The sequence below is a fragment of the Ruegeria sp. Alg231-54 genome (assembly GCF_900143525.1).
Taxonomy (GTDB): Bacteria; Pseudomonadota; Alphaproteobacteria; order Rhodobacterales; family Rhodobacteraceae; genus Ruegeria.
Genome location: NZ_FREZ01000009.1, coordinates 96634 through 114151 on the forward strand (window position 1 = coordinate 96634; position 17518 = coordinate 114151).

At 58.0% G+C, this 17518-nt stretch carries 19 protein-coding genes; 13 read left to right on the forward strand and 6 right to left on the reverse strand.

What is annotated here, in order from left to right; all coding sequences use genetic code 11:
* Window positions 1-48: 48 nt before the first annotated feature.
* Complete coding sequence (gene hspQ, locus DHN12_RS16085; RefSeq protein ID WP_108861127.1) at window positions 49-375, forward strand: heat shock protein HspQ; 327 nt, start codon at window positions 49-51, stop codon at window positions 373-375.
* Window positions 376-409: 34 nt separating this feature from the next.
* Here hspQ and DHN12_RS16090 read toward each other — a convergent pair whose 3' ends face one another.
* The 3 genes from DHN12_RS16090 to DHN12_RS16100 all read right to left on the reverse strand — a co-directional run bounded on the left by DHN12_RS16090 (window position 410) and on the right by DHN12_RS16100 (window position 3008).
* Entirely contained in the window at window positions 410-1987 is a 1578-nt protein-coding gene (locus DHN12_RS16090; protein ID WP_108861128.1) for a gamma-glutamyltransferase family protein, read from the reverse strand.
* 210 nt (window positions 1988-2197) lie between these two features.
* The gene (locus DHN12_RS16095; RefSeq protein ID WP_234416667.1) at window positions 2198-2641 is read right to left on the reverse strand and encodes an ATP-binding protein; all 444 of its coding nucleotides are present in this window, start codon (window positions 2639-2641) and stop codon (window positions 2198-2200) included.
* A 28-nt stretch (window positions 2642-2669) separates the two neighbouring features.
* Complete coding sequence (locus tag DHN12_RS16100; RefSeq protein ID WP_108861130.1) at window positions 2670-3008, reverse strand: STAS domain-containing protein; 339 nt, start codon at window positions 3006-3008, stop codon at window positions 2670-2672.
* 102 nt (window positions 3009-3110) lie between these two features.
* On the opposite strand from DHN12_RS16100, the gene DHN12_RS16105 reads away from it, so the two are divergent.
* Together DHN12_RS16105 and DHN12_RS16110 are read left to right on the forward strand one after the other, a co-directional pair.
* On the forward strand, window positions 3111-4283 hold the full coding sequence (locus DHN12_RS16105) for an acetyl-CoA C-acyltransferase (protein WP_108861131.1): 1173 nt from the start codon (window positions 3111-3113) through the stop codon (window positions 4281-4283).
* A 51-nt stretch (window positions 4284-4334) separates the two neighbouring features.
* Entirely contained in the window at window positions 4335-4787 is a 453-nt protein-coding gene (locus tag DHN12_RS16110; protein WP_058279763.1) for a GAF domain-containing protein, read from the forward strand.
* Window positions 4788-4837: 50 nt separating this feature from the next.
* Here DHN12_RS16110 and DHN12_RS16115 read toward each other — a convergent pair whose 3' ends face one another.
* Window positions 4838-5227, reverse strand: coding sequence for an SHOCT domain-containing protein (locus DHN12_RS16115; RefSeq protein ID WP_058279764.1), 390 nt, complete (start codon window positions 5225-5227; stop codon window positions 4838-4840).
* 112 nt (window positions 5228-5339) lie between these two features.
* Window positions 5340-5621 (reverse strand): DUF1294 domain-containing protein, encoded by a 282-nt coding sequence (locus DHN12_RS16120; RefSeq protein ID WP_108861132.1) that lies wholly within the window; start codon window positions 5619-5621, stop codon window positions 5340-5342.
* Between the two features lie 117 nt (window positions 5622-5738).
* Here DHN12_RS16120 and DHN12_RS16125 point away from each other — a divergent pair, with 117 nt between their 5' ends.
* The 10 genes from DHN12_RS16125 (at window position 5739) to rarD (ending at window position 16817) form a co-directional block, all read left to right on the forward strand.
* On the forward strand, window positions 5739-6308 hold the full coding sequence (locus DHN12_RS16125) for a helix-turn-helix domain-containing protein (RefSeq protein WP_108861133.1): 570 nt from the start codon (window positions 5739-5741) through the stop codon (window positions 6306-6308).
* Window positions 6308-6931, forward strand: coding sequence for a LysE family translocator (locus DHN12_RS16130; protein WP_108861134.1), 624 nt, complete (start codon window positions 6308-6310; stop codon window positions 6929-6931). Before DHN12_RS16125 ends, DHN12_RS16130 begins: the two co-directional genes overlap by 1 nt.
* Before the next feature lie 4 nt (window positions 6932-6935).
* Window positions 6936-7316, forward strand: coding sequence for a GFA family protein (locus DHN12_RS16135; protein ID WP_108861135.1), 381 nt, complete (start codon window positions 6936-6938; stop codon window positions 7314-7316).
* Window positions 7317-7331: 15 nt separating this feature from the next.
* Complete coding sequence (locus DHN12_RS16140; protein WP_108861136.1) at window positions 7332-9782, forward strand: FAD-dependent oxidoreductase; 2451 nt, start codon at window positions 7332-7334, stop codon at window positions 9780-9782.
* Between the two features lie 18 nt (window positions 9783-9800).
* Window positions 9801-10277: a cupin domain-containing protein gene (locus DHN12_RS16145; RefSeq protein ID WP_108861137.1), complete on the forward strand. Its 477-nt coding sequence runs from the start codon at window positions 9801-9803 to the stop codon at window positions 10275-10277.
* Between the two features lie 2 nt (window positions 10278-10279).
* Complete coding sequence (locus DHN12_RS16150; protein ID WP_108861138.1) at window positions 10280-11332, forward strand: zinc-binding dehydrogenase; 1053 nt, start codon at window positions 10280-10282, stop codon at window positions 11330-11332.
* Window positions 11333-11344: 12 nt separating this feature from the next.
* Window positions 11345-12238 carry a homocysteine S-methyltransferase family protein gene (locus DHN12_RS16155; RefSeq protein ID WP_108861139.1) on the forward strand — a complete coding sequence of 298 codons (894 nt, stop codon included), beginning with the start codon at window positions 11345-11347 and terminating at the stop codon, window positions 12236-12238.
* Between the two features lie 10 nt (window positions 12239-12248).
* On the forward strand, window positions 12249-13223 hold the full coding sequence (locus tag DHN12_RS16160; protein ID WP_108861140.1) for a GlxA family transcriptional regulator: 975 nt from the start codon (window positions 12249-12251) through the stop codon (window positions 13221-13223).
* Window positions 13224-13312: 89 nt separating this feature from the next.
* Window positions 13313-15766: an FAD-dependent oxidoreductase gene (locus tag DHN12_RS16165; RefSeq protein WP_108861141.1), complete on the forward strand. Its 2454-nt coding sequence runs from the start codon at window positions 13313-13315 to the stop codon at window positions 15764-15766.
* 145 nt (window positions 15767-15911) lie between these two features.
* A complete protein-coding gene (gene rarD, locus DHN12_RS16170) occupies window positions 15912-16817 on the forward strand; it encodes an EamA family transporter RarD (protein WP_108861142.1) in 906 nt (301 codons plus the stop codon).
* Here rarD and DHN12_RS16175 read toward each other — a convergent pair.
* On the reverse strand, window positions 16808-17518 hold the full coding sequence (locus DHN12_RS16175) for an SGNH/GDSL hydrolase family protein (RefSeq protein ID WP_108861143.1): 711 nt from the start codon (window positions 17516-17518) through the stop codon (window positions 16808-16810). The two genes, rarD and DHN12_RS16175, sit on opposite strands and share 10 nt — an antisense overlap.

The following is a 17518-nucleotide window of genomic DNA, read 5'->3' on the forward strand; positions in this document are numbered from 1 at the left end:
GGCATTCCGGCCCGGAAAGAGGTAGTAAGATCTCTGGGGGCTGAGATAATGCTGAAGACAAATGCCAAGTACCGCCTGGGACAGGTGGTCCGCCATAAAAAGCATCCCTTCCGAGGGGTGATTTTTGACGTGGACCCGGAATTTTCCAACACAGAAGAGTGGTATCAGGCCATTCCCGAGGACAGCCGCCCCATCAAGGATCAGCCGTTTTACCATCTGCTCGCAGAAAACGACCAATCCTTCTATGTGGCTTATGTTTCAGAACAAAATCTGGTTGCGGACCAATCGGGGGAACCGGTTGAGCATCCTGATATTCCTGACATGTTCGGTCCTTTCGAGAATGGCGCGTACCCGCTGCACTTTAATTTGAACTAAGTAATTTGGTGCGCCAGATTGCGCGCCCTGGCGGTCAATAACCTAACGCACAACCGTCTTTTCTGGGGTCGCTTGCGCCTTCCAGAACACCATCTGTGCGGATTCGGATTGCTTGCGCCCCGCCAAGTGGCGTTTCTGGAACCTGAACGTTGTGCCCAAAATCGCTCAATTGTTGAGATGTGCTGGGCGGAATTCCGCGTTCAAGTTTCAGAACGCCGCCGTCTGCAAAGGCGCGCGGGGCATCCACAGAGGCCTGCAAACCCAACCCATGATCCGTGAGGTTGGACAATAGGCGTGCGTGGCCTGTTGGCTGAAAAGCTCCGCCCATCACGCCAAATGGCATGAACACACGGCCATCCTGTTTAAGCATACCGGGAATTATCGTGTGCATCGGGCGTTTGCCCGGGCCAAGCTCGTTTGGGTGACCGGCGCTCAGGTTGAAGCCTGAGCCGCGGTTTTGCAGCAAAATCCCGTATTTTTCCGATGCGATGCCAGACCCAAAGCTGTGAAATATGGAATAGATCAGCGAAACGGCCATCCGATCCCGGTCAACAACCGTAATATAGACTGTGTCCTTGTGAATGGACTCGGTTAGTGGGGCTGCCGCTGGCATGGCGCGCTTGGGGTCAATCAACGCGGCCAGCTTATTCGCCACGCTCTGGTCGAGGAATCGTTCAGCGTGGGTTGTGTGATCGGGGTCCGCAATGAACCGATTGCGCGCGTCATAAGCGAGTTTCGAGGCCTCGGCCTCAAGATGGATGAGTTCTGGGCCAAATGGGTCAAGACCGGTCAGATCGAAGTTCTTTAGGATGTTCAAAAGCAGGATTGCAGTCGCACCTTGGCCGTTTGGCGGGTGTTCGACAAGATCGATGCCGTTGTAGTTTCCGCTGACAGGCTGGGATTTTGTGCATTGCGTGGCTAGAAAATCCTCGGCCGTGTGAACACCACCCAATGCTGTTAGGGCGTCAATCATATCCTGTGCAATTTCACCGGCATAAAAGGCGTCACGACCATTGCGTGCAATCTGGCGCAGAACCTCGGCTTGCCCTGGCGCGCGAAAGACCTGACCTGTTTTTGGCGCTTCGCCGTCAGTCAGGTAGTGCCTGCGCGCGGCGCCCTGTAACGTGGCGGCCCCCGTTTTCCAATCATAGGCGACGCGGGGTGCAACCGGGACACCCACCTCGGCATAGTGTATGGCTGGCTGTAGAATTGCGTCCAGCCCAAGCTTTCCTTCGGATTCTGCCAAATGGCATAACGCATCAATTGCACCGGGAATAGTCACAGCATCGGGCGTGTTCAATGGCACTGAATCCAGCCCTTCGGCCCGCAACCGATCGGCATCCGCAGCTGCTGGCGCACGGCCAGACCCGTTCAGAGCCCGAATTTGATCTTCGCCCGCGCGATTGAACAGAACAAAGCAATCACCGCCGATTCCAGTCATCTGCGGTTCACAAATGCCCAGCAGCACGGCACCTGAGATGGCGGCGTCCATGGCATTGCCGCCTTGTTGGAGAATACTCACCGCAGCCTGCGCGGCCAGAGGATGTGATGTGGCGCACATTCCTTCGGTTGCCAAAACTTCGGACCGACCCGGAGTGTGAAAATCCCGCATAGCTTTGCCTTCTCCCTTTGAACGCGCCGAAGGTAAAGCGTGGTCAGAGATTGTCTAGTCACATCAAGGAGAAGATCCTCGGCGCCGTTCACTGGGTGGGGGCTGTGACACGAGGCGCCGAGGGAAGCTATCTGAGCTACGGATACCTTTTTGCCCTTTGATTGCGGCGCGGCAATGGTGCGATCTGGGCCATTATGTGACTATTTTGGGTCAGGTGGTCGGGTTTGGAAAGTCAAACCGCAGGGACAACCGGTTGCAGCCATTGCGATGTTCATAGCGAATGTCGCTGGTCAGTTCGTGGATCAGGAACCAGCCAAACCCGCCTTCGGGCAACTCGTCGAGTGTCGATCCCAAAGGCGCGGGCACACCATCGGGCACTCGAAATCCCGGCAAAGGAGTCCCGGTGTCAGAGATCAAAATATCCAGCCAATTTTGGTGCAGCCGACAATGCACCCGGACCTTGGCCGGGGTGACGTCCGAATAAGCATGCTCCACCACATTGTTGATCGCCTCGGCCAGAGCGATTTTCACGTCGCTCGCCTTGTGTGGCGGTAGACCCTGCGCCTCCAGCCCTTTGCTTAGCTGGGCGATACCAACACTGGCTTCGGTTTCGGTTGCAGTAAAGCTCAGATCCAAGCAGTTCCCGTTCCCCATCGACATCGCGCCTATTCAATCCGTGAAGTCATTCCGCCGGCGGTGCCAGAGCGTCGTCCAGGGTAGGATAGAGGTTGAAAACCGTATCCATGCGGGTCAGCCGAAACACCTTTTCGACAAACGGGTGCAACCCGGCCAAATCCAACCTGCGGTCACTGCCCAGTTGTTTCATCGACGCGACGATGGCCCCAAGGCCGCTTGAATCGATAAATTCGACCCCCGTCAGGTCCAGAACAACGCGCGACGCGCCACCGTCGGCCTCATTGCGCATGTCTTCCTTGAACTGAATGGCCATTGCGGCATCAATCCGGTCCGAATGCACGGTAATGATCTGCGTCGTGTCTGTTATCTTACTGGTCAGGGCCATGCGCACGGGCTCTCTAAACTGAAAATCACTCGTAGAAATACGCTAGACGACAATTCTTACCATTCTGTATCCATTCCAGTAGAAAAGCGAAGGAGCATCCAGATGAAGCAAGTCGTTATCGCCGGCGCGGCGCGGACCCCGATGGGTGGGTTTCAGGGGATGTTCGATACCGTGACAGCGGCCGATCTGGGCGGCGACGCCATCAGGGCAGCGTTGCAAGGGGCCGGTACTGAAACCGTTGACGAAGTCCTTATGGGATGTGTTTTGCCGGCCGGGCAGGGGCAGGCGCCCGCGCGCCAGGCCGGTTTTGCGGCAGGGTTGGGCGAAGACGTTCCCGCCACAACGCTGAACAAAATGTGCGGATCGGGCATGAAAGCGGCCATGATGGCCTATGACCAGATCGCTTTAGGGCATGCCGATACAATGATCGCAGGTGGGATGGAGAGCATGACGAACGCGCCATACCTTTTACCCAAAATGCGCGAAGGCGCGCGATTGGGTCATACGCAGGCAATGGATCATATGTTCTTGGACGGGCTCGAGGACGCTTACGACAAAGGTCGCCTGATGGGCACATTTGCCGAAGACTGCGCCGAGGCCTATCAGTTCACGCGCGAAGCGCAGGACGAATATGCGCTGCGTTCATTGTCAAATGCGCTGGCCGCACAGGAAAACGGCGCATTCGCGGATGAAATCACGCCGGTTACGGTCCGCACCCGAAAGAGTGAGGTCACGCAGGCCACGGATGAACAGCCGCTTTCGGCGCGGCCCGAGAAGATCCCGACGCTCAAGCCGGCGTTTCGGAAGGATGGCACTGTCACGGCGGCAAACTCTTCTTCGATATCGGACGGTGCCGCTGCATTGGTGCTGGCATCCGAGAACGCAGCCCATGCGCAGGGTCTGACTGTTCGTGCCCGTATTGTCGGCCACGCTAGCCATGCGCAGGCACCGGGGCTGTTTACGACGGCACCTGTTCCGGCCGCGCAGAAACTGCTGACCAACATCGGCTGGTCGAAAGAAGATGTCGATCTGTGGGAGGTCAACGAAGCCTTTGCGGTCGTGCCGATGGCGTTCATGCACGAAATGGGTCTGCCCCGCGATATCGTCAACGTGAACGGCGGGGCTTGCGCACTTGGACATCCGATCGGTGCGTCGGGTGCGCGGATTATAGTCACGCTGCTGAACGCGTTGGAAAAGCGAAACCTGAAACGCGGGGTGGCGGCGATCTGCATCGGCGGCGGCGAAGGAACGGCGATCGCCATCGAACGCGTTTGACGCTTCACCTTTTTCCAAATACTCCGGTGCAAACGTGCCACGAGTTCTGACATGACAGCTGATTATAATACACTTGCCAAAACCATCGCAGCCCTGACCGAGGGGGAAACCGATGACGTGGCCCTGATGGCTACAGTCGCGTGCGAGGTGCATCATTCCGATGATCGATTTGACTGGACAGGCTTCTACCGGGTCACCGAGCCGGGGCTTTTGAAGATTGGACCTTATCAAGGTGGGCACGGCTGTCTGGTCATCCCGTTCGACCGCGGTGTCTGTGGCGCTGCCGCCCGTACGGGCGAGGTACAGTTGGTGCCGGATGTGGATGCGTTTCCGGGCCATATCGCCTGCGCATCTTCGACCAGATCCGAGGTGGTGCTGCCTGTGCACAACGCCGCCGGTGACGTCATTGCGGTGTTCGATATCGACAGTGATCAACCCAACGCGTTTAATGAACAAGACGCAAGGCAACTGAGCGGAATTCTGTCCAGCGTATTCGCCAAGTAAAAACGGCCGGGGGCGTACCCCCGGCCATTTTGATTAGTGTGTGCTTCCTATCAGGTGCTCAGAAGCTTGGCTTTCTGCGCCGCAAATTCCTCATCCGTCAGAACGCCTTTTTCCTTGAGCGCTGCAAGCCGTTCCAGCTCATCCGCGGCGGATACGGTCGCGACTGAGCGGATATAGTCCTTTTGCGCCTGTTCGATCTGGCTCATAGCCTCGGCATTGTGCTGGTGCATCTTGTCGCCGCGGACGATCAGGTAAGCCAGAACGCCCATCCATGGAATCAGGATGACAAAGGCGATCCAGACTGCCTTTCCACCGCCGCTGAGGTCCTTAGAGCGGAAGACATCGGCCACAACCGAAATCATCACCCAGAACCAGGCCACCATCAGGAACAGCCAGAAGATTGACCAGACTATGTCGAAGAAACCGATGCCGTTGTCCATTTGTCATCCAACCCTTTGCGAATGCGTAAGAATAATCATATTCAGATAGAATGGGAGTGTAGCAGACAGTTTCCCAAATGGTTAGCACCTAATCCCTGATGAAATTTTCGCGCTAGACCAGGCTGGGCAATTCCAAGGCCGCCAGAAGATAGGCCAGCACAGCCTGAGCGCCGAAAATCCCAAAGATGTAGTATGAAAACAGCCGCTTGCGGGTTTTGTGTCTGAAAATCCACCGCCCCAGCAATGCGCCTGGACTGCCGCCCAACGCCGCCAACCACAATAGTTTTCGTTCTGGGATACGCCTTTTCCGCTGTCTTGCCCGCAGCTTATCCCAACCAAAGGCAAGCAAAGTCAGGGTGTTGACGACCCACAGATAAATCACCGCAATCCACATGGTTGACGGATATCCAAACAATGTCGTGGACCCAAGTGAAAAAATTCTTGGTTTTTTCACGGAATCATTGCATCGTGAAAAACGAGGAGAAAATTTCACCAAACTTCGGAGCGATCAGTGAACAGCCAAGCCCCGCACAGCGCCACACTCGGAGCCGACCTTCGCGCATTGCGCAAAGCGCGCGGGCTGACGCTGAGCGAGATTGCAGCGCGCCTTGGACGCTCGGTCGGTTGGTTGAGTCAGGTCGAGCGTGACATGTCGGATCCATCAATTTCGGACCTTCGCGAGATCGCCGAATGTCTGGGCGTTCCAATGTCTATGCTGTTCGCGCACTCTTCGGCACCTGCGGACGAACAGGGTTACGTCGTGCGTGCCGGATCGCGCCGCCCGATGGGCTCGGGCGAGGAAGGGTTGATCGAAGAGCTGCTTTCGCCCGACCTGACCGATGATTTCGAGATGGTACACTCGACGTTCAAACCACGCTCAAAAATGCAAACCCCGGCCAACCGACCCACGCAGGAGGTTGGGTACATGGTGTCCGGTCGGTTGGATTTGACGATCGGAGATCGCCGATTCCTCGTGGGACCCGGTGACAGCTTCCGCATCAAACACCAACCCTATCAATGGTCGAACCCGTATGATGAGCCCGCGGTGGCCATCTGGGTGATCGCCCCGCCGGTGTACTGATGAGTTTCGAGGCCTGGACCATATTCGCATTGTTCTGGGTGGTGTTCGTCACCACTCCGGGTCCGAATGCGGTAAACTGCATCTCGAACGGAATGGGCCTGCCGTTTCCCAAGGCGATGCTGGGTGTCTTGGCGATTCTGACGCAGGCCAGCGCGTTTCTGATTCTGTCAGCACTAGGTGTGACCGCGTTGATCGCAGCCTCCCCAACTGGGTTTTTCATCGCCAAAGTGGTGGGGGCAGCGTTCCTGATCTGGGTTGGGGTTCGCGGATGGATGAATGCATCGCGTCCGACGCCAGTTACCGAACGCCCCGCGCGTCACGTGTATCTACACGCACTGGCGGTCGCGACGATCAATCCTAAAAGCGTGGCAGGGTATCTCGCCGCCTTTTCGCAGTTTGTGCAACCGGATGTGCCGATCTGGCAGCAGATGGTCGTCATCATGCCCACGGCGCTGATCATCACCACGCTCAGCTATACCGGGTTCACCCTGATGGGCGCTCTGATGGGTAAAGCGGCGCTGGGCGCTGTGTTCAACACATGGGTGCGCCGTGTCATGGCCGCCTGTTTCATCATCTATGGCGTGTTGCTGGGGGCCAGCTCCACGCCCACAGCAAAGGGGTAGTCACATGCAAACCGGTTCTTGCCTCTGCGGCGCTGTCGCATTCACAATTGACGGAGAGCTTTCACCGCCTTCGGCCTGCCATTGCGGTCAATGCCGCAAGCAGTCCGGCCATGTTTGGTCTTCGACCTGGACGCATAAGGATAGCTTGAGCTTCACCGCCAGCGATACGCTTACTTGGTTCCGCGCATCGGACACCGCCCGTCGCGGTTTCTGCCGTTCATGCGGTTCATTCCTCTTCTGGCAGCACAATGACGAAGACACGATTTCGATTTCCATGGGGGCTTTCGATACGCCCACCGGATTACAGCTCGCCCGGCACATCTTTGTGGCCGACAAGGGCGATTATTACGACATCACAGACGATCTGCCTCAACGGGCACAGTAACAAGGATCAAGACCAATGAGCGATTTTCCGACAAAAGCCCGCGTGGTTGTTATCGGTGGCGGTGTGGTGGGGGCCTCCTCGCTGTATCATCTGGCCAAGAAGGGCTGGACCGACTGTGTCCTGCTGGAAAAGAACGAATTGACCGCAGGCTCGACCTGGCACGCGGCGGGCAACGTTCCTACGTTCTCGAATTCATGGGCGATCATGAACATGCAGCGGTACTCGACCGAGCTGTATTCGCGTCTGGGCGAAGAGGTCGACTATCCGATGAACTACCACGTTTCAGGCTCGATCCGTCTTGCGCACAGCAAGGAGCGGATGCAAGAGTTCGAACACGCCATGGCGATGGGACGCTATCAAGGCATCCCGATGGAGATGTGGACGCCTGAAGAAGCGAAAGAGCGCTATCCATTCCTAGAAACGCACAATCTTGAGGGCGTGCTGTACGACCCGACGGACGGGGACATTGACCCGGCACAGTTGACGCAGGCACTGGCCAAGGGTGCCCGTGACATGGGCCAGAAGATCATCCGCTTTTGCCCGGCAACTGGCGTAACTCAGCACGACGATGGCACATGGACCGTCCATACAGACAAGGGCGATATCGCCTGCGACTATGTTGTGAACGCGGCTGGGTATTACGCGCAGCGCGTGGGAGAGTGGTTCAAACCTTTCGGCGGCCGCACAGTTCCCGCGATGGTGATGAGCCACCAGTATTTGCTGACCGACGAAGTTCCAGAAATTGAAGAATGGTCCAAAGCGAACGGTGGTAAGAAACTGCCACTGCTGCGCGACGTGGATATCTCGTACTACCTGCGGCAGGAAAAGAATGGCTTCAACCTTGGTCCGTATGAGCCCAACTGCAAGGGCCACTGGATGACCGAAGACGACGCTATGCCCGAGGATTTCTCGTTCCAGCTGTGGAATGACGATCTCGACCGCATCGAAGACATTGTTACCGATGCGATGGAGCGGGTTCCGCTTATGGCGACCTCCGGCGTTGGACGTGTGATCAACGGCCCGATCCCCTATGCGCCGGATGGGCTGCCGCTGATCGGCCCGATGCCGGGAGTTAGAAACGCGTTCGAAGCGCACACCTTTACTTTCGGCATCGCGCAGGGCGGTGGCGCGGGCAAAGTGCTGGCCGAATGGATCGTCGACGGCGCGACCGAATGGGACATGTGGGCCGTCGATCCGCGCCGCTACACCGACTACACAGATCAGGACTACTGCAACCAGAAAGGTCTGGAAGTTTATGGCAACGAATACGCCATGCACTTCCCTCATCACGAATGGCCTGCCGCACGCGACAAGAAACTGTCGCCGGTGCATGACAAGGTCAAAGCGTTGGGCGGCGTGATGGGTGCCTATAATGGATGGGAGCGGGCCAACTGGTTCGCAAAGCCAGGCGACGACACATCGCTCGATGCCACCCATACCTGGGGCCGTTCCGGCCCGTGGGAGCAGCGGATCCAAGAAGAATGCGAGGCCGTGCGAGATGATTGTGGAGTGCTGGATCTGCCAGGCTTCTCGCGCTTCATGGTCAAGGGAGAGGGCGCCGCTGAGGCGTTGCGCGGTCTCGCAACCGGAGGGCTGCCAAAGGTCGGCCGGATGAACCTCATCTACGTCTCCGATGACCGTGGTCGCATTCTGACCGAGATGTCATGTATCCGTCTGGGTGAGGATGAGTTCATCATGATCACCGCCGCAACTGCACAGTGGCATGACCGTGACATCCTGATGAACGCAATGCCTGCCAGTGTGTCGATCGAGGACGTGACCACAACACGCGACACTCTGATCGTCACGGGCCCGAAATCGCGCGAGATCCTGTCGAACCTGACAGATGCCGATCTGACCACTGGTTGGCTGACCCACCAGTCCGCCACCGTTGCTGGCCAGCCCGCCTACCTGATCCGCGTCTCCTTTGCCGGTGAACTGGGATGGGAAGTGCACGCCCTGAACGAGCATATCCCTGCGATCTATGACGCAATTGTCGACGCCGGTGCCAAGCCGTTCGGGATGTATGCCCTGAACTCACTGCGTATCGAAAAAGGCTATCGGGCATGGAAGGGTGACCTGTCGACCGACTACTCTCTGCTGGAAGGCGGGCTGGAGCGGTTCGTCAAACTTGACAAGCCGCAGGACTTCCCCGGCAAGGCCGCGATCCTGAACGAAAAGCAGCAGGGCGTAAAAAAAGCCTTTGTCACCATTACAGTGGATGCAGGAGACTGCGACGCGCCCTACATGTCCTGCATCTGGCAGAACGGCGAGATCGTGGGCGAGACCACTTCGGGCGCTTGGGGTTACCGCGTCGGCAAGTCCATCGCGCTGGGCATGGTCAAGGCCGAGCTTGCCAACCCCGGCACCGAGCTTGAAGTCGAAATCTACGGCCAAAAGTGCCGCGCTGTGGTAGAGCAGGATCAGCCGCTCTGGGATCCCGAGAACGAGCGGTTGCGCGCTTAAACTCTCACGGAGACCACCATGAGCAAACGATACGCCAAACTGGGACCCGGTGAGGGTCCCAACTATGACTGGGAAAATGACCACACCTTTGTGAAAGTATCTGGTCAGGACACCGATGGCGCATACACGCTTATGGAAGATAATCTGAAGGCCAGCTTCGCGCTTGGCCTTCATCGCCATGACAACCATGCCGAAACCTTCTATTTTCTGGAAGGCGCCGTGGATTTCTACGTTGATGGCGACTGGCATCGCTGTACTCCGGGCACAACCATGCATGTCCCGCCCGGAGTACCCCATTCGTGTCGTGTCGCCGATGGCGCGCCCGCCAGAATGCTGATGATCTTTCAGCCCTCGGGGTTCGACGGGTTTCTGGCCGAACTGGCGACAATGACCGAGGCAGAATTCGCAGATGAGGCGAAAATGGCCGAGCTGAACGCGCGTTACGACATTGTGCCGATGGGGCCGGCTCCAACCCATCCGGAAGATAGGGTCTAAAGATGACCACGCCCACGAAAATGTCCGGCATTTACCTGACGCGCCATGGCGGTCCCGAAGCGCTGGAATGGCGCGAGGATATTCCGGTTCCAACGCCCGGACCGGGGCAGGTTCTGGTTCGGGTCGCGGCCGCAGGGGTAAACAACACGGACATAAATACACGGGTCGGCTGGTATTCCTCGGACGTGACCGGGGCAACGGACGCCGTTGATCAGGATGTTGATGCCGGAGGCTGGGGAGGTGCGTTGGCGTTTCCGCGCATTCAGGGTGGCGATCTGTGTGGGATAGTCGAATTGGCAGGGCAAGAGACCGGGTTTCAAGCCGGGCAACGGGTGACCTGCCCGATCAACTTGCCACGCCCACGTCCCGGCAATCCGACAGGCTTTGTCGCATTAGGCTCTGAAATCGACGGAGCGTTTGCGCAATACTGTCTGGTTCAGGCCGACGACCTGTATGACGTGACGGCCTCACACCTGTCAGATGTCGAAATCGCCGCCATCCCCTGTGCATTTGGCACGGCTGAGAACCTGTTAACCCGTGCTGGCGTGACCGCTGGGCATAAGGTGCTGATTACCGGTGCCTCGGGTGGCGTGGGCCTTGCCGCCGTGCAACTGGCGGCGCTTCGCGGGGCGACGGTTTGGGGCGTTACGAGTTCAGCCAAGGCTGAGGTGGTCAAAGCGCAGGGGGCCGTGGACACCTTTGACCGCAACGCGCCGCTGCCCAAGGACATGTTCGACGTCGTGATCGACGTTGTCGGAGGCCCGGCTTGGCCCAGCCTGATCCTGGCCCTGAAACCCGGCGGTCATTATGCCGTTTCCGGGGCAATCGCAGGACCAATCGTTTCGGCTGACCTGCGTGAGATCTACCTGCGCGACATCACGATTCACGGCTGCACACATCAGGCATTTGAAGTCTTTGGCCGCCTTGTCGAGATGATGAATGCGGGCCGCATCAAGCCTTTGGTTTCCAAGACCTATTCACTAAGAGACATCGCCAAGGCGCAAGAGGACTTCCAGTCCAAGGCGCTGCCGGGAAAACTCGTTCTGATTCCTTAGGAAGGTTGGCAAATGGCAGAAATCACGCTTCTGGATGGCTCGATTGGGCAAGAACTGGTCAAACGCAGTGGGGACAAACCCACTCCGCTGTGGTCGACGCGCGTTATGATCGACCATCCCGAATTGGTGCAAGAGGTCCACGCCGAATATTTCCGCCGTGGCGCGACGGTTGCAACGACCAACACCTACGCGGTCCATCGTTCTCGGTTGGAGCGTCTGGGTATGGAAGGCCAACTGCCCGAGCTGATCCATGCTGCGGTTACTCAGGCGAATCAGGCGCGAAAGGACAGTTCCGGGCGCATCGCCGGGGCGCTGGGTCCTTTGCTGGCGTCTTATCGCCCCGATCTGAATCCTGATGTGGAAGACGCCGCCGAAAAGTTTGCCGAGTTGGTTAACCTCATGTCCGATGACGTCGACCTTTTCCTGATCGAAACCGTTTCCTCGGTGCAAGAGGCCGAAGGGGCCCTGCGTGGTACGGCTGAGGCAGGCAAACCGGTTTGGCTGGCGCTTTCTGTGATGGATGATGACGGAACACGGCTGCGATCCGGTGAACCGCTTGCCGGTATCGCGCCTCTTGTGGATCGGTTTAACCCTGACGCTGTTCTGATAAACTGTTCGCGCCCCGAGGCCGTCCCCGCCGCGTTGAAGGTCATCGCCACGATGGGGCGGCCATTTGGGGCCTATGCAAATGGGTTCACCGGGATTGCACAGGATTTCCTGAAAGACGCGCCGACTGTCGACGTGTTGACACAGCGCCACGATCTTGGACCCGAGGCTTATGCCGATCATGCCATGGAATGGGTAGCGCAGGGGGCAACGATTGTTGGCGGATGCTGCGAAGTCGGGCCGGATCACATAGAGGTCCTTGCCGATCGATTGCGGTCCGCTGGACACCGGATTGTCTGAGAGGAACGTGATGCCATCGCCGTCGAACATCCCGGCTTCTAGCGCGCTGCGACATTTCGACATCGTTGTCGCGCCGGGCTATGTGCTGCTGGAACTGGCGTCATTGGTTGAGGTGCTGCGGCTGGCCAACCGCGTATGCCCGAGCCCGCCATTCACCTATGCCTATCGCTCTCTCAGGGGTGGCCCGGTCGCTAGCAGCAGCGAGGCGACGATCCAGACCGACCGCATTCCGTCGCAGCCCAACGCAGACTATTTGTTCGTCATCGGAAATTCCGACCCCGATCATCCTGATCTGTCTCTGGGGCGTGTTGTGTCGGATTATACTTTCCGCGGTGCACAGGTCTTTTTGCTGTCCGAAGCTGCAAGCCGGTATATCGACGAGCAGGGGACCGAGGACATGTCGACCCACTGGGAAAACGCGTCCTTCCTGCGTGAGCGCCGCGCCCAGTTCGAGGCCAAACTGTCGATTGCAACGGAACAGGGCGCCGTGGTGACCTGCGCCGGGATGGAGGCGACAACCGATGTCGCGCTGGCCGTGATCGGGCGCCACATATCTGGGCCAACCAGAATGACCGTGGCCGATATTATGCTGCACGAGAACATCCGGGACTTTTCCTCGCTTCAGCCCTTTTCCGGGTCAAAAACCACGGCAACCGGCGACGCCAAGCTGGACCAGTGCATCAAGGTGATGCAGGCCAATATCGAAGACCCGCTGCCGATTAACGAAATCGTCGAAGCGCTAAAGCTTTCGAACCGATCGCTGGAACGGAAGTTCAAGAACTATTTCGGAACCACACCAAACGGCTTTTACCGCGAAATGCGGCTGGCCAAGGCCAATAACCTGTTGCTGAACACAACGATGAGTGTTCGCGAAATTGGTCTTGCCTGCGGGTTTCCCAACGGTTTCTCGTCGGTCTACAAAAGCTTTTTCGGCGTAACCCCCTTTGTGCTGAGACGCGAAAAACGGCAAGTCAAACAACGTTGATTTTTGCAAATGGGCTGACGTTTTTCGTGCATTCTGTGTCGCTCTTCCGTGTCATTTTGGGTGGAAACTCATAAAGCGGAATCATGAGAATGGCTGATCTTCCAAACAAGGCCCGTGTTGTCATTATCGGTGGTGGTGTCATCGGATGTTCGGTGGCGTATCATCTGACCAAGAAAGGCTGGAAAGACGTTGTCCTGCTGGAGCGTAAGCAACTGACCAGCGGCACGACCTGGCATGCGGCGGGTCTGATCGCCCAGTTGCGTGCAACGGCGAACATGACAAAGCTGGCGAAGTACAGCCAGGAACTCTATGGCTCGCTCGAAGAAGAAACCGGTGTGGCCACAGGCTTTAAACGCTGTGGATCAATCACTGTTGCGCTAACCGAAGAGCGCAAAGAAGAGATCTACCGTCAGGCGGCCATGGCGCGCGCTTTCGGCGTCGAGGTCGAAGAAATCGAGAATGAACGTGTTCAGGAGTTGTATCCCCACATCAACCTCGAAGGCGTGAAGGGTGCTGTTTACTTGCCGCTGGACGGTCAGGGTGACCCGGCCAACATCGCCTTGGCATTGGCCAAGGGCGCCCGTCAGCGTGGCGGTATCGTCAAAGAACGTGTGAAAGTCACCGACATCGTCAAGCAGGGCCGCAAGGTGACCGGAGTAGACTGGGTCGCGGATGACGGCAGCGCTTCAGGTCATATCGAATGCGACATGGTGGTGAACTGCGCCGGTATGTGGGGGCATCAGGTCGGCCAGATGGCTGGCGTGAACGTGCCGTTGCACGCGTGCGAACACTTCTACATCGTCACAGAAGGCATCGACGGCTTGACTCAGTTGCCGGTTCTGCGAGTTCCGGATGAATGCGCGTATTACAAAGAAGATGCTGGCAAGATTCTGTTGGGTGCATTTGAACCGAACGCCAAGCCGTGGGCGATGAACGGCATCCCCGACACGTTTGAGTTCGACCAGCTGCCCGAGGACTTCGACCATTTCGAGCCAATCCTCGAAGCCGCGTGTGAACGTATGCCGATGCTGGCCGAGGCCGGTATTCATACCTTCTTCAACGGACCCGAGTCGTTTACCCCCGATGACGCCTATCATCTGGGCCTCGCACCCGAGATGGACAATGTCTGGGTCGCGGCGGGTTTCAACTCGATTGGTATCCAGTCCGCTGGTGGCGCTGGTATGGCGCTGGCCGAATGGATGGACAGCGGTGAAAAGCCGTTCGATCTGGGCGACGTGGACATCAGCCGGATGCAGCCGTTTCAGGGCAACAAGCAGTACCTTTTCGAACGCTCGAAAGAGACGCTGGGTTTGCTTTATGCCGACCATTATCCCTATCGCCAAAAGGACACCGCGCGCGGCGTGCGTCGGACCCCGTTCCACCGCCACCTGCTGGAACAGGGCGCGGTCATGGGCGAACTGGCAGGCTGGGAACGTGCCAACTGGTTCGCAAATGAAGGGCAGGAGCGGGAATACCAGTACAGCTGGAAACGCCAGAACTGGTTCGAGAACTCGGCTGCCGAGCATAAAGCCGTGCGCGAGAATGTCGGCATGTATGACATGTCGTCGTTCGGAAAAATCCGCGTCGATGGTCCCGATGCAGAGAAGTTCATGAACTATATCGGTGGCGGCGATTACTCGGTCCCGAATGGCAAGATCGTCTATACTCAGTTCCTTAATCGCGCAGGCGGGATTGAGGCGGACGTGACCGTCACTCGCCTGACCGAGATCGCATATCTGGTGGTCACTCCGGCAGCGACCCGTTTGGCTGACCAGACCTGGATGCAGCGCCATGCGGGCAACTTTAACGTCGTCATCACCGATGTCACGGCGGGTGTGGGTGTTCTGGCGATCATGGGTCCAAATGCGCGTACGCTGCTTGAGAAGGTCTCGCCCAACGATTTCACCAATGCGACTAACCCGTTCGGCACCGCGCAGGACATCGAGATTGGCATGGGTCTGGCCCGTGCCCACCGCGTGACCTATGTCGGGGAGCTTGGTTGGGAAATTTACGTCTCGTCTGACATGGCAGGTCACGTGTTCGAAACCTTGCACGAAGCAGGTCAGGATATGGGGCTGAAACTGTGCGGCATGCACATGATGGACAGCGCCCGAATCGAAAAAGGCTTCCGCCACTTCGGCCACGACATCACTTGTGAGGACCATGTGGTCGATGCCGGGCTTGGCTTTGCGGTCAAGGTCGACAAGGGCAGCGATTTCATCGGGCGTGAGGCGGTGATCGCGCGCAAGGAAAGCGGACCACATAACCGCCTGGTTCAGTTCAAGCTGACCGATCCGGAACCGCTGTTGTTCCATAACGAACCGATCATCCGGGACGGCGAGTATGTGGGCTATCTGTCCTCAGGCAACTATGGCCACACGCTGGGCGGTGCGATCGGTCTGGGTTATGTGCCCTGCGAAGGCGAAAAGGCCGCTGACGTTTTGGCCTCGACCTACGAGATCGATGTGTGCGGCGTCAAAGTCAAAGCCGAGGCTTCGCTCAAGCCGATGTACGACCCAAAATCCGAGCGCGTTAAAGTTTAACGCCAAGGTTTGACACACGGGGCGCTGCGGCGCCCCGTTTTATTGGTATATATCAATTTTCTTGATGCGACCGTTCACGGTTTTCGCAGTTTCCAAACCCTCCGGAACAGCCGTATAGACAAACGGTATCACCCGGAGATCCATGATGGCGGACGTCGCAACATCACCCCAGAATGAGGACACGCCAAAAGGATTGGCTCTGGCGGTGACCGCCTACGTTCTATGGGGTTTCCTGCCGCTTTACATGAAAGCTCTGGCGCATATCGGGCCGGTCGAGATCGTGGCGCATAGGATTGTATGGTCGGTGCCTGTGGCCGGGCTGTTGCTGGTGGCGCTGGGGCGAACCGGGGATTTGAAGGCTGCCTTACAAAACCCGAAAATGCTGGGCATGGCCTGTCTGACAGCGGCTTTGATCTCGGTGAATTGGGCCATTTACGTCTGGGCGATTGCCAGCGGTAACGCATTGGACGCAGCGTTGGGCTATTACATCAACCCGCTGTTCAGCATTGCGCTAGGGGCAATCCTGTTGCGTGAGCCTTTGAATCGTACGCAATTGGCGGCAGTGGGGTTAGCTGCTTTGGGTGTGTTGGTATTGATCGTCGAAGCGGGTCGGCTGCCGTGGGCCGCGCTGGCCCTGACGGTCAGTTGGGGGTTTTATGCTTTCTTCAAACGCTCGCTGCCCATCGGCCCCAATCAGGGCTTTCTGCTAGAGGTTCTGATACTGCTGATCCCAGCCTTGGTCTACATCACTTGGTTGGGGGCAAAAGGAACCGGCCACTTTGGCGCTGCCGCTGGGGACACCATGCTGCTGGCCTGTGCCGGCATTGTCACGGCTGTTCCGCTGCTGGTCTATGCCAACGGGGCCAAATTGGTGCGGTTGTCCACAATGGGAATCCTGCAGTACATCGCGCCGACGATGATCTTTATCACTGCGATTACCGTGTTCGGGGAACAGATCGATCGGGGCCGTATGATCGCCTTCCCGCTGATCTGGGCGGCTTTGGTGGTCTATACGATCCCGATGATCCGCCAGATGCGGGGTCAGCGCTGATGCAATAAGTCAGCCGCGGCCTCTGCCCACAAGCGATAGGCTTTGGGGCTTGGGTGATATCCGTCCGGAGCAGCCAGTGCCGGGTCATCCGGAAACTCCAATGACAGGTGCTGGGCTTGCGGGAATGTCGCAGCGGCCTTTTGCAAACCCTGATCCAGCCGGGCCGCCTGTCGCCCCAGTGCCCAGGCCAGCGGCTGGGGCAGGGCCGGAAAACGGTTCATCTGCGGCACAGCGGTAACCACGACACGGCGAACACCCAGTTTGCTCGTCAGATGATCCAGAAGTTGGGTCTGCAAAGCCGTGAACTTTTGCCGGGATACTCCACGCGTGACGTCGTTTACACCCAAGGCTGTCACGGCGGCGTCATAGCTGCCTTCAAGGCGGTTCAATCGTTCCAGCGTATCCTGTGTTGTGTGGCCCGTCGTCGCCTCCAGTCGCCACTCCACGCTGTAATGGCAGGCCAACCGCGCCACGAGAAACCCCGTTAGTGCCTGTTGCTGTCGCCCCGCCCCCACACCCGCTGCCGAGCTGTCACCAGCGATGAGCAGCCGCAACCGGGGGCCGCGCCCTTCGCGCCCTTGGCGCGGGCCGGAGGGTTCGGGCAGCAGCTGAGTGTTACGACGCACGGAAATCGCCTGTGCTGCCAGAACCGGCAACAGTGGGACACGCAATATCTGATCGGCGGCAATCGGGGCAGTCAT

Coding starts and splice junctions, on each gene's coding strand:
- DHN12_RS16115 (WP_058279764.1), bottom strand. CDS start 5,227: ATGGACAACGGCATCGGTTTCTTCGACATAGTCTGGTCAATCTTCTGG.
- DHN12_RS16145 (WP_108861137.1), top strand. CDS start 9,801: ATGAGCAAACGATACGCCAAACTGGGACCCGGTGAGGGTCCCAACTAT.
- DHN12_RS16150 (WP_108861138.1), top strand. CDS start 10,280: ATGACCACGCCCACGAAAATGTCCGGCATTTACCTGACGCGCCATGGC.
- hspQ (WP_108861127.1), top strand. CDS start 49: ATGCTGAAGACAAATGCCAAGTACCGCCTGGGACAGGTGGTCCGCCAT.
- DHN12_RS16110 (WP_058279763.1), top strand. CDS start 4,335: ATGACAGCTGATTATAATACACTTGCCAAAACCATCGCAGCCCTGACC.
- DHN12_RS16130 (WP_108861134.1), top strand. CDS start 6,308: ATGAGTTTCGAGGCCTGGACCATATTCGCATTGTTCTGGGTGGTGTTC.
- DHN12_RS16105 (WP_108861131.1), top strand. CDS start 3,111: ATGAAGCAAGTCGTTATCGCCGGCGCGGCGCGGACCCCGATGGGTGGG.
- DHN12_RS16155 (WP_108861139.1), top strand. CDS start 11,345: ATGGCAGAAATCACGCTTCTGGATGGCTCGATTGGGCAAGAACTGGTC.
- rarD (WP_108861142.1), top strand. CDS start 15,912: ATGGCGGACGTCGCAACATCACCCCAGAATGAGGACACGCCAAAAGGA.
- DHN12_RS16160 (WP_108861140.1), top strand. CDS start 12,249: ATGCCATCGCCGTCGAACATCCCGGCTTCTAGCGCGCTGCGACATTTC.
- DHN12_RS16100 (WP_108861130.1), bottom strand. CDS start 3,008: ATGGCCCTGACCAGTAAGATAACAGACACGACGCAGATCATTACCGTG.
- DHN12_RS16165 (WP_108861141.1), top strand. CDS start 13,313: ATGGCTGATCTTCCAAACAAGGCCCGTGTTGTCATTATCGGTGGTGGT.
- DHN12_RS16135 (WP_108861135.1), top strand. CDS start 6,936: ATGCAAACCGGTTCTTGCCTCTGCGGCGCTGTCGCATTCACAATTGAC.
- DHN12_RS16140 (WP_108861136.1), top strand. CDS start 7,332: ATGAGCGATTTTCCGACAAAAGCCCGCGTGGTTGTTATCGGTGGCGGT.
- DHN12_RS16120 (WP_108861132.1), bottom strand. CDS start 5,621: ATGTGGATTGCGGTGATTTATCTGTGGGTCGTCAACACCCTGACTTTG.
- DHN12_RS16090 (WP_108861128.1), bottom strand. CDS start 1,987: ATGCGGGATTTTCACACTCCGGGTCGGTCCGAAGTTTTGGCAACCGAA.
- DHN12_RS16095 (WP_234416667.1), bottom strand. CDS start 2,641: ATGGGGAACGGGAACTGCTTGGATCTGAGCTTTACTGCAACCGAAACC.
- DHN12_RS16175 (WP_108861143.1), bottom strand. CDS start 17,518: ATGACTGCCCCGATTGCCGCCGATCAGATATTGCGTGTCCCACTGTTG.